The organism is Paenibacillus arenosi (assembly GCF_014841135.1).
GTDB lineage: Bacteria > Bacillota > Bacilli > Paenibacillales > Paenibacillaceae > Paenibacillus_B > Paenibacillus_B arenosi.
In genome coordinates, this window is record NZ_JACYTN010000006.1 from 25,902 (window position 1) to 37,780 (window position 11,879).

Genomic DNA, 11,879 nt, shown 5'->3' on the forward strand with positions numbered 1-11,879 from the left:
ATCATGCCACGTTATCTCGTTGTAGGCAATGGCAAAATGCTCGTGAACCTCGACCAACATGCCTACATTCGTGACATTTACTATCCTTATGTCGGCCAGCTCAATCATGTCGGCGGCCACAAATGTCGACTAGGGGTCTGGGTAGACCATCAATTTAGTTGGCTCGATGAACCAGAATGGTCTATTTCAATGGGGTATCGAAATGAATCTCTTGTCACAAAAGTAGAGGCGCATCACCCTGCTTTGCAGCTTTCTTTAACGATTGAAGATGCGGTTCACCAACGAGACCCTATATTTTTGCGTAAAGTTCGCATCAAAAATCATACGTCAATAGAACGTGAAGTTCGCCTCTTTTTTCACCAAGATCTAGTCATCAATGAAACCGAGGTCGGCGATACAGCTGCCTATTATCCAGATCAACGCACGGTTTTCCATTATAAAAAAGACCATTACTTCATGTTTAACGCCTGTGCCGAATCAGCCACAAAACCTAACTCGAACAATGATCAGAACTTCGAGCATGTAACGGGGCGTGAACCGCCCCCTGCTCTCGATAGCATCTACGAATTCACAACGGGAATAAAGCGATTTCATCAAGCTGAAGGTACGTGGAGAGATGCTGAAGACGGTCGCTTAATGGGCAATGCCATCGCGCAAGGCTCAGTAGATAGTACGATAAGCTCTAGATCTTACCTTTCACCAAATGGTTTGTCGACTCACTTTTACTGGTTTGCGGCTGGGACTCATTTGGACGATGTAAAAAAGCTCAATCAGTATGTCCGTGAGAGCGGTCCAGGAAGGCTCATCGATCGAGTGAATACGTATTGGCGCCGTTGGGTGAACAAAAATAATCCAGATTTCGCGAATTTGGATGAAGCACTTATCCAGAGCTATAAGCAAAGTCTGCTTATCGTTCGGACGCAAACCGATGCAGAAGGGGCTATTATTGCAGCCAATGACACCGATATTATGCAGTTCAACCGCGATCACTACAGTTATATGTGGCCTCGAGATGGCGCACTCGTTGCTAAAGCGATGTCTTCAGCAGGCTATCATGGCATGATTGAGCCGTTCTTCCGCTTCTGTACAAGGGCACTTAGCAGCGAAGGCTATCTGTACCATAAATACAATCCAGATGGTACAGTCGGCTCCAGTTGGCATCCCTATGTACATGATGGACGCAGCCAACTACCCATTCAAGAAGATGAGACCGCTCTCGTACTGCATGCGCTATGGCATGACTATAGTGAGCATGGCGATATTGAGCGTCCACAATCGCTTTATCAGTCTCTGATCCGTCAAGCTGCGGGATTTCTGCTTCGTTATACAGATACTCAATTGAACCTGCCACAGCCAAGCTACGATTTGTGGGAAGAACGATATGGCATATTTACCTTTACGGCCTCAGCTGTGTATGGCGGTCTTACCGCAGCCTCTCAATTCGCTCAGCTATTCGGTGATGATGAACGTGCGGAGCGATATTTGAAAGGCGCCGAACGTATTAAAAGCGGCATTCTTACTCATTTATGGAACGAAGAAGAAAAGCGCTTCGCACGCGGGCTCTATCGAAAAGAAGGACGTTGGGTACAAGATATGACGCCAGAAAGCAGTATATTTGGCATTTATGAGTTTGGCGTGCTGCCGCCCGAAGATCCAAAAGTACGCTCAACGATGAGTAAGCTGCGAAATAGCTTAACGATTCGCACTTCTGTCGGTGGAATCGCTCGCTATTGGCAAGATTATTATTTCCAACGATGTTCGGACATGAATATCGCTCCAGGGAACCCTTGGATTATTTGCACACTATGGTTTGCCGCCTATGAGATAGCTATAGCTGAAAATGTAGTCGATTTGCAGCAACCATTGGAAACGCTTCGCTGGACGGTTCGTCATGCATTACCTAGCGGTATGCTGCCTGAACAGCTCGATCCCTTTACAGGCGCTCCTCTCTCTGTAGCTCCACTCACTTGGTCACATGCCACGTATGTGGATACCGTGCTGAAATATGTAAAGAGGTATAAGGAACTTGATTCAGCTACGTCTATGTAAACTACGCAGCCCCGCAGTTGGCACTTCGTACCTATAGTGCTTACTGTGGGGCATATTTGTTGGTTGCCATATGTATCGATTCAAATGAGATAATGATGTTTAACATCGCCCCTCCCCTGCACACCTATTCGGTGATTAAATAAGCGAACAAAGTGGTAAAGAAAAAGAAAGTAAACAAGTAAACGTTAGCCGGAGCAGTCATTTTCGTCAGTTACCTTTTTCAAAGGTAATAGATTTGTGAATGCCTACATACGTTATATCGTTGCATCTTTTTGTTATGCAGCTTGATTATTGTGCTTATTTGATTATAATAATTATTATTAAGTATTTATTTCTATATTATATTAGATATCATATAGCTTATAAATGAATCACTAATAAACCATGGCCTTAGGGGGAATCAATTATGACTACGAACAAGCAAACTTTGACAACAAGTTGGGGAGCTCCCGTTGGTGATAACCAGAACTCAATGACTGCCGGTCATCGTGGACCAACCTTAATTCAAGATGTTCATTTACTGGAGAAACTAGCCCATTTCAATCGCGAGCGCGTACCAGAACGTGTCGTTCATGCAAAAGGTGCTGGCGCACATGGTTATTTTGAAGTAACGAATGATTTATCTTCTTATACAAAAGCAAGCTTCCTGTCTGAGATCGGCAAGCGAACGCCAATGTTTATTCGTTTTTCTACTGTAGCTGGTGAGTCTGGGTCTGCTGATACGGTACGTGACCCACGTGGATTTGCTGTGAAGTTTTATACCGAAGAAGGCAATTACGATTTAGTCGGCAATAATACACCCGTCTTCTTTATTCGCGATGCGATTAAGTTCCCTGATTTCATCCATACACAGAAGCGCCATCCGCAGACCCATTTGAAAAACCCAAACGCAGTATGGGATTTCTGGTCACTTTCACCTGAATCTTTGCATCAAGTTACAATTCTGATGTCGGATCGGGGTATTCCTGCGACTTTACGACATATGCATGGCTTCGGAAGTCACACCTTTAAATGGGTAAACAACGAAGGTCAAGCAGTGTGGGTCAAATACCATTTCAAGACAGAACAAGGAATCAAAAACTTGGATGTCGAGCTAGCCGCTAAGCTTGCTGGCGAAAATCCCGACTACCATACGGAAGAATTGTTCAACGCGATCGATAAGGGCGACTTCCCTGCTTGGACCCTGTATGTGCAGATTATGCCGGAGCAAGATGCGAATACGTATCGCTTCGATCCATTTGATGTTACTAAAGTATGGTCACAGAAGGACTATCCACTAATTGAAGTTGGCCGTATGGTGCTTGATCGCAATCCAGAAAACTATTTTGCAGAAGTAGAGCAGGCGACTTTCTCACCAGGTTCTTTCGTTCCAGGTATTGAAGCTTCACCAGATAAAATGCTGCAAGGGCGCCTATTTGCTTATTCCGATGCACATCGATATCGGGTGGGTGCTAATCATAATACATTGCCGATTAACTGTCCGCATGCCAAAGTCCACAATTATCAACGCGATGGACAAATGCGAGCTGACTCCAACGGAGGCGCTTCTGTCTACTACGAACCAAATAGCTTCGGTGGACCAACGGAAAGCCCTTCTCATGCAACAGCTCCATATACGGTACATGGCGAAGCACAAAGTATCGCTTATGATCATCATGACCATTATACGCAACCTGGCGATCTGTATCGTTTGCTGTCAGAAGAAGAGCGCAGCCGACTCGTCGAAACTATCGTTGGTGCAATGAAGCCTGTTGAGAAGGATGAGATTAAGATGCGTCAAATTCAGCATTTCTACAAAGCTGATCCTGAATACGGCAAGCGCGTAGCAGAAGGTCTTGGTCTGCATGTTCCGGAAGAAAGCAAGTAAGAATCGCTATTGTAAAATTGAAGGCTTGGTTTAGCTTGATGACTTTGAAATCATTTAATTCATTTTCACAAATACGAATGAATGTACACTTTCCCTCTCAACATACAAACGGCTAAACCTATAAATCTAGGTTTAGCCGTCTTTTTATACATTATGTGAGTATACGAACATTTATTTATTTGTTTATATCCTCATCAGAAGAAGACCATTCCAAATAAACATAAGTGGAAAGTGTATCCGTGACAGGCTTATATTGCTCATCTGGATAAGTCAGCCGAAAGTTCTTCGCTTCTGTTTCATATCCCCATAATACTAGCTGCTCAGTCATCCACTCTCTCCAATCTGTACATTGAAACATATAATAGTGCTGAGCGTCACGAACAAATCCAATTTTCGATGCCAAGGATGCTCCCTCGACAAATTTCTGTGCTTCAACTAATTCATTTGAAGCTGAATTTCCTCCGTCACTCTGCCAATCTAAGCGTAAATGTGATTTCTCCCCCACTCCCTCGTCTTGTTTATCAATTGGAAGCACACCTAGCCCATTTACCGTTTCAAGAACTATTTTCGAACGTCTATCTGCGCGAATCGACTCTAGCTCGTTCCAGAGTAGCGATCTTTCAATTTTTCTTACTTGAAAATCCTCTCGAAATCGCTCCATTTTATTTTTGGACTCCTGTAATTGTTCAGCAGTTAATCTAAACTCTTCTTCATCCGGTTCTCTCCGCTCTTCTTCCTCTCTTTGCTGGACATAACGCATATAGTCCTCTTCACCCTCAAAATGATTAATGAGTAAAGCCTCATCTGCACAATAAATCTCCAAAAATTGAGCCAAATTATTTCCTGCATAACGTATCTCTAAGCCAAAATCCATAGGTGAAACACAAATAATAGGTGCTTTATTTAAATCTTCTACCGCTCCGAATTCTGTCAAAAACGCATAATGAATGCCGTCCACACCAATCGTTGCAAATGGTATAGAGTCAATCGGTGTACTCATATAACGACGATCATCATCTTTAAGTATATAGAGTCCTATATCTTCACTATCCGAACATCGCTCTTGACGCTCTAGCATTTTTATAATCGAATCAGGAATCTCATATTTACCGTACAAATCATGCATAGAGTTAGGAAGGTTCATACCATTTCTCCTCTCAAAATAAAACGATGTCTAATAAAAAAAGAGCTTACTTTCTCACCAACGAAATGGGATCAGTCCCTCTGCGATGATGGAAAATAAGCTCAATTAAATTCTGTTTCTTCCTTTATATATACCGTAACATACAGCACCCGATTGCGTACGATCGATAAGTCTTCTAGCATCTCTCTAATATAGGTGCTAACACACTTTCCGTTACTGTTAAGATTAAGCTTGAACTGCAGCTCCCTCTAATGCATTAGCAATAAGGTCGCCCATCTCAGTTGTGCTTAGTGCCTGAGCACGATCCGCAGCAATATCGCCTGTGCGATGACCAGCATCCAGCACCTGCTTCACAGCGCTCTCAATCGCGTCCGCAGCTTCACTATAGCCGAATGTTAAACGATACATAAGTGCGACAGAAAGGATAGTCGCGATTGGATTCGCAACGCCCTGTCCTGCAATGTCTGGTGCAGAGCCATGTACAGGCTCATACAAACCGAAGCTGCCCTCACCAAGCGATGCAGAAGAAAGCATGCCGATCGAGCCAGTAAGCATTGCTGCTTCATCACTCAAAATATCGCCGAACATATTTTCCGTTACGATAACGTCGAAGCTAGATGGACGACGCAGCAATTGCATCGCGCAGTTATCAACGAGTACATGTTCCACTTCAACATCTGGATAGTCTGGTGCTATGCGATTCACCGTTTCACGCCATAGACGGGATGTCTCCAACACGTTCGCTTTATCTACAGAAGCAAGCTTCTTACGGCGCTTCTGCGCTACTTCAAATGCTTGGCGCACAATACGTTCAACTTCTGTTACATTGTAAACACATGTATCAACAGCTTCTTCACCATGAGCACCTTCACGGCGGAACTTCTCACCGAAGTAAATACCACCTGTCAATTCACGTACAACGATAAGATCTGTACCTTCCAACACTTCTGGCTTAAGTGTGGAAGCGTCTTTCAAGCAATCAAACACGACTGCCGGGCGCAAGTTCGAGAACAATCCCAGCTCTTTACGAATACCGAGCAAGCCTGTCTCTGGACGAAGCTCTTTCGAGTTGTTGTCCCATTTCGGTCCGCCAACTGCACCTAAGAGAACTGCATCCGCACGTTTACAAATTTCGAGTGTTTCTTGCGGAAGCGGTGTTCCCTTTTCATCGATTGCAATACCGCCGAACAAACCGTGCTCAAATTCAAATTTCAAACCAAACAATTCCTCCGTACGTTTCATAACTTTGATCGCCTCAGCTACTACTTCTGGACCAATACCGTCCCCTGCAATAACTGCAATCTTTTTAACCTCTGTCATATCCGCTCGCTCCTTCTCTCCGTATGTATGTAAGAAAACACTCCTGCTCCAGTAATCCCATACCTTATTATTCCTTATATTTTATCGTACACCACTTCAGATGACTAAGATATAAAATCTATTATCTTAATAGGCTATATCTATAAAGGTGAGAGAATAGTCTACTTTTCATTGAGCATATGTAAAAAATGATATTATTTTAGAGCAAGAATGAACCATCTCGGCTCTCATGACCTCTAAGTATACATAGAGTTATTCATTTTAAAAATGAATCTGCACCTTTTGTATATCTAAACATGAAACATTATCATTCTATCCTTTTAATCAAAGCTGCCAAGGAGGTTCACCAATGTGTCTACACCACTAAATGTTCAGCAAGCACAACAAGGAGACCGTGAAGCTTTCGTCCGATTAATACGAGCCTATGAAGCCAACATGTATGCCTTTTCTCGCACAATGCTATCATCAGACGAAGATTGCGCGGATGCGATTCAAGAGACCATTCTTCTTGCCTATCGATCCATAACAACATTGAGAGAGCTTGCTTATTTCAAAACATGGCTGTTCCGCATTTTAATTCACGAATGCAGTCGTATTCGCAAAAATAAAGCTAAGCATCAATTGCTCGCCTCTGATATAAACAATCACCCAGAAAAAACGTTGGCGTATGAAGCCATCGATATACAAGATGCCGTTCAACGACTAGAACCATCTATTCGCATAGTTATTCAGCTGTATTATTTTGAAGATTTAACTGTTAAGCAAATTGCCGAAATGATAGATATTCGTGAAGGAACCGTTAAATCTCGACTACATCGAGCCCGAACCCTATTAGGAGAGTACTTAACTGATTCAGAAAAGGAGATAGAATATGAAACGTGTTAATCAGCACAAGCTGGATCAACAGCTTAAAGAAGAGCTGCATCGGACACAGCAAGCCATTCCAGCAGTTGTGCAGCAGCGCATTGACGACACATTAAGTAAGCTGCTCGAGGATACACATGAACATGCACCTGTCCAATCTATACCACTGCCACTGCCAATAGCAGCGCCAACATCTACCCGCTCCACTCGTAGAGCCAATAAAATATGGTTGTGGGCAGCACCTGCTGCTGCGATAGTACTCGGTGCCGCTATCATCTCTACTGCCTATTACTCACCAGTTATAGACTCGCCCGTTACAAAAGGAGCGCTTAAACAAATTCCTGGAATACAAGTTCCTGAAACGAAGTCCTTGTTCAAAATGTCTAACGATCTTGGCTTGCAAATAGCCGCTGAACAGAAAGTCGTTCAGCAATTAGAAGATAACACCATTACTCAAGGTCCGATTCGTATCCGTGTGAAGGAGGTGCTGTACGATGGGCATCGCCTCTCTATTGGGACTCAGTTTCAAACTGATAATTCTATGAGCCGAGAAACGTTAATGGAATTGGAAGAGGAACTTACTATCAATGGTAAAACCCCCAACATAGGGAACTCAACAGAAATCCAAAAAATCGATGCACATACTTATGCAATCATAATTAATTATTATCCATTACCTAATCTCGCCAGTACATTTGATGTCCAGATTGGATTTTTTCATCCTGCTCATCTCGATAGTCAATGGTTCTTTCAATTCTCTGTAAACCGTAATGATGATGGAAAACGAACATATCCCTTAGCTCACACTGCTTCCTATCAAGATATGAAACTTACAGCAAAAGAACTGTCATTGACTACTTACTCATCTGAGTTAAGACTTGATTTTTCGTACAAATACAAGCTTGGAATGAAATACTCTCCGCCTCTCCGTTTCCAAATGGAAGATGACCAAGGGAATGTCCTTCAAGAGAGATTCACTAGCGGTGGCAGTACATTAAAAAATGGCATCAACACGAGTAATAAAGTCATCGGATTTGATCCGGTTTCATTCGATACGAAATATCTGGTCATTAAACCTTACCTTTGGAATACGAAAGGACCTCATACTTTTATTAAAGAGTTAGAATTTACGATTCCACTCAAAAAATAATTCTTCCCCAAACACAATAAAAGCCCGCTATCCATTAACGATAGCGGGTCTTCATTTGTTCTAATTACACCAAACCAATCTTATCGCGACGACTGCCGCTGTTCAACTGACGCTTCTCGATTAGACGATTGAGCGCATCCACATACGCACGCGCACTCGCTTCAAGAATATCTGTGCTTACGCCACGACCAGATACCATTATTTCGTCTTGATTCATGACAACATGAACTTCACCTTGCGCATCTTTACCATGCGTAACAGACTTAATGGAGTAATCGGACAATACAACCTCTTCTCCAGTTGCCTTATCAATCGCATTGTAAATCGCATCAACCGAACCGTTACCTTCTGCTTCTTGCTCTAACACATCACCATCATGGGTGACGATGCGGACTTTAGCAGTCGGAGTCGCTTCATTGCCATAAGCAACATAGATCGTCTGCAGGGAGAAGACCTCTGTTGTATCCACAATTTTCTCCTCAATAAAGGCACGAATGTCCTCGTCAGAAACTTCTTTCTTCTTATCTGCCAAATCTTTAAACTTCGAAAATGCAATATTGAGCTGCTCATCAGTTAACTCATAACCAAGATCGATCAGCTTCTCACGGAACGCATGGCGTCCAGAGTGCTTGCCGAGCACAAGCTTGCTCTCCTTAAGACCAATTGTCTCCGGAGACATAATCTCGTACGTCGTCTTCTCCTTCAGCATACCATCTTGATGAATGCCAGACTCATGAGCAAACGCATTCGCACCAACGATTGCTTTGTTACCCGGCACAACCATACCTGTCAACTTGCTAACTAGGCGACTCGAACGAGCAATCTCCGACAGCACCATTGTGGACTTCGCTTGGAAAAAGTCTTGACGTGTTTCTAGCGCCATCGCTACTTCCTCCAACGCCGTATTACCTGCACGCTCACCAATACCATTAATCGTTCCCTCGACTTGATCGGCACCATTTAATACGGCAGCCAATGCATTTGCAGTCGCCATACCTAAGTCATCATGGCAATGGGCACTGAGCTGGATCTTTTCGATACCTGGTACTTGCTCTTTAAGTGTCTTGAAGATATTTCCGAATTCTGCTGGATATAAATATCCTACGGTATCTGGAATATTAACGACCGTAGCACCCGCCTTGATCGCCATCTCCGTTACTTGGCACAGGAAGTCCAATTCTGTCCGACCTGCATCTTCAGGGGAAAACTGAATTTTGGTGAAATATTTGCCTGCATACTTAATCGCTGCTTCAGCTGCTTCCAGCATTTGCTCCTTCGTCATGCGCAGCTTGTGCTGACGATGGATCGGAGAGGAAGCTAAGAATAGATGGAGGCAAGGGTCTTGTGCATCTTTCAACGCTTCATAAGCCGCATCAATATCTTGAACACGAGAACGAGCTAATCCCACGACAGTCGCATTTTTCACTGCTTTGGCAACTGCGTTAACAGCCGCCAAGTCACCAGGCGATGCTGCTGGGAATCCAGCTTCCATACGGTCAATGCCAAGGCGCTCTAGCTGATGCGCGATTTCAAGTTTCTCTTTCGTATTCAAATTGACACCCGGAGATTGCTCACCGTCACGCAAAGTTGTATCAAACAAATATATTTTTCGCATCAATCCGCACCTCCTCATTGCTACTAAAAACGCCCACCCGCCTAATGACGGGCGGACGCATTGCGTAATCGCCTTACTTATTTACGTGCATGTGTGTTACATGCACGGCTGTTGCTCAAATGAATATATTGAATATAATGCCGTTGCTTATTTCTTAATCCAGTGCATCATTTCGCGCAATTGACCACCAACAACTTCGATCGGATGGTTCGCTTCATTGCGGCGAGTTGCTGTCAAGAATGCACGGTTTGCTTGGTTCTCCAAGATGAAGTCGCGAGCGAACTTACCTTGTTGAATATCAGCCAATACTTCTTTCATTGCTTTCTTCGTTTCTTCTGTTACGATACGAGGACCTGTTACATAGTCGCCGTACTCCGCTGTGTTACTGATGGAGTCGCGCATAGTAGCCAATCCGCCTTCGTATACAAGGTCAACGATAAGCTTCAGCTCATGGAGACACTCGAAGTAAGCCATTTCAGGAGAGTATCCAGCTTCTGTCAATGTTTCAAAACCAGCTTTGATAAGCGCGCTTACACCGCCGCACAATACTGCTTGCTCACCGAACAAGTCTGTTTCTGTTTCTTCCTTGAAGGATGTTTCGATAACGCCAGCACGAGTACAGCCGATGCCTTTTGCATATGCCAATCCGATTGCTTTCGCATTGCCTGTTGCGTCCTGCTCGATTGCGATAAGTCCAGGAACACCGAATCCTTCCGTATATGTACGGCGAACCAAGTGACCTGGAGACTTCGGTGCTACAAGAAGAACATCGTTGTCTTTAGGTGCTACGATTTGACCGTAGTGTACGTTGAAGCCGTGAGAGAACATAAGAGCAGCGCCCTTTTTGAGGTTAGGAGCGATGTCATTGTTATAAACGCTTGCTTGTGTTTCGTCCGGCATCAAAATTTGTACAACATCAGCACGACTAGTAGCATCAGCAACAGACAATACTTCAAATCCGTCTTGACGAGCTTTGTCAGCTGACTTGCCTTCACGAAGACCGATTACAACGTCCAAACCGCTGTCACGCAAGTTTTGTGCTTGAGCATGACCTTGAGAGCCGTAGCCAATTACAGCGATTGTCTTACCATTTAGTACTGCGAAATCTGCGTCTTTTTCATAATACATCGTAACTGCCATTGTTATGATTCCTCCTCAAATTTGTTCCCATTTTGTTTATATACGTAAGGTATATATGATGTTTAGCCCTCGGATGATAAAGGGTATTTCAAAGGACAATCACATCTTATCTTCTGAAATACCCCCTCATCCGAAGGGAGTCTTACAACATACAGCAACACGTTCGTACACAATCATTTCTCGTCATGCGGATCACTGGCTACAGCTAGCCAACATTGTTTACTTAACGGCTTACACCATCTGTAATCGATCCGCGAATCATCGCCGTTACGCCTGTGCGGCTAATCTCGCGAATGCCGTATGGTTCCATCAATTCAATCATCGCTTCTATTTTAGAAGACTCACCCAACACCTGCACAACAACTGTACTTGGGCCAATATCAATGATAGAAGCGCGGAATGTCTCGACTACGCCAAGTATTTCTGGTCGCATGTTCGGCTCAGCCTTTACCTTAATTAGGGCAAGTTCACGTGCAACCATCTGTTGAGAGCTAAGGTTGATAACCTTGATAACATCAATAATTTTGTATAATTGCTTCTCTACTTGCTCCAGTGTTTGTTCATCACCCGTTGTGACGATAACCATTCTTGATAATCCAGGTTCTTCCGAAGCACCTACCGTAATGCTCTCGATATTGAAGCCGCGACGTCCGAACAATCCTGAGACGCGTTGCAGCACGCCTGGTTGATCGTTTACGATGACAGCTATCGTGTGTCTAGTCATTGTAAT

Annotated in this window: 9 protein-coding genes; 4 read left to right on the forward strand and 5 right to left on the reverse strand. The window is 43.8% G+C overall.

Annotation, left to right across the window (positions count from 1 at the left end; genetic code table 11):
- The first annotated feature begins 3 nt into the window (after positions 1 to 3).
- Both IFO66_RS10615 and katA read left to right on the forward strand, forming a co-directional pair.
- Positions 4 to 2,049, forward strand: coding sequence for a glycoside hydrolase family 15 protein (locus IFO66_RS10615; RefSeq protein WP_192025120.1), 2,046 nt, complete (start codon positions 4 to 6; stop codon positions 2,047 to 2,049).
- Between the two features lie 406 nt (positions 2,050 to 2,455).
- Complete coding sequence (katA, locus tag IFO66_RS10620) at positions 2,456 to 3,916, forward strand: catalase KatA (protein ID WP_192025121.1); 1,461 nt, start codon at positions 2,456 to 2,458, stop codon at positions 3,914 to 3,916.
- A 175-nt stretch (positions 3,917 to 4,091) separates the two neighbouring features.
- Here the strand turns inward: katA and IFO66_RS10625 are convergent, their stop codons facing one another.
- Together IFO66_RS10625 and leuB are read right to left on the reverse strand one after the other, a co-directional pair.
- Entirely contained in the window at positions 4,092 to 5,060 is a 969-nt protein-coding gene (locus IFO66_RS10625; protein WP_192025122.1) for a hypothetical protein, read from the reverse strand.
- Between the two features lie 225 nt (positions 5,061 to 5,285).
- Complete coding sequence (gene leuB, locus IFO66_RS10630) at positions 5,286 to 6,380, reverse strand: 3-isopropylmalate dehydrogenase (RefSeq protein ID WP_192025123.1); 1,095 nt, start codon at positions 6,378 to 6,380, stop codon at positions 5,286 to 5,288.
- Positions 6,381 to 6,731: 351 nt separating this feature from the next.
- On the opposite strand from leuB, the gene IFO66_RS10635 reads away from it, so the two are divergent.
- Positions 6,732 to 7,265, forward strand: a complete 534-nt coding sequence (locus tag IFO66_RS10635; RefSeq protein ID WP_192025124.1) for a sigma-70 family RNA polymerase sigma factor — start codon at positions 6,732 to 6,734, stop codon at positions 7,263 to 7,265.
- Complete coding sequence (locus tag IFO66_RS10640; protein WP_192025125.1) at positions 7,252 to 8,394, forward strand: DUF4179 domain-containing protein; 1,143 nt, start codon at positions 7,252 to 7,254, stop codon at positions 8,392 to 8,394. The genes IFO66_RS10635 and IFO66_RS10640 overlap by 14 nt, the downstream gene beginning before the upstream one ends.
- 64 nt (positions 8,395 to 8,458) lie before the next feature.
- Here the strand turns inward: IFO66_RS10640 and IFO66_RS10645 are convergent, their stop codons facing one another.
- The 3 genes from IFO66_RS10645 to ilvN all read right to left on the reverse strand — a co-directional run bounded on the left by IFO66_RS10645 (position 8,459) and on the right by ilvN (position 11,873).
- Complete coding sequence (locus tag IFO66_RS10645) at positions 8,459 to 10,009, reverse strand: 2-isopropylmalate synthase (protein ID WP_192025126.1); 1,551 nt, start codon at positions 10,007 to 10,009, stop codon at positions 8,459 to 8,461.
- A gap of 147 nt (positions 10,010 to 10,156) precedes the next feature.
- Positions 10,157 to 11,149 (reverse strand): ketol-acid reductoisomerase, encoded by a 993-nt coding sequence (gene ilvC / locus IFO66_RS10650; RefSeq protein ID WP_144987209.1) that lies wholly within the window; start codon positions 11,147 to 11,149, stop codon positions 10,157 to 10,159.
- Between the two features lie 223 nt (positions 11,150 to 11,372).
- Positions 11,373 to 11,873: an acetolactate synthase small subunit gene (ilvN, locus tag IFO66_RS10655; protein WP_192025266.1), complete on the reverse strand. Its 501-nt coding sequence runs from the start codon at positions 11,871 to 11,873 to the stop codon at positions 11,373 to 11,375.
- Positions 11,874 to 11,879 lie beyond the last annotated feature (6 nt).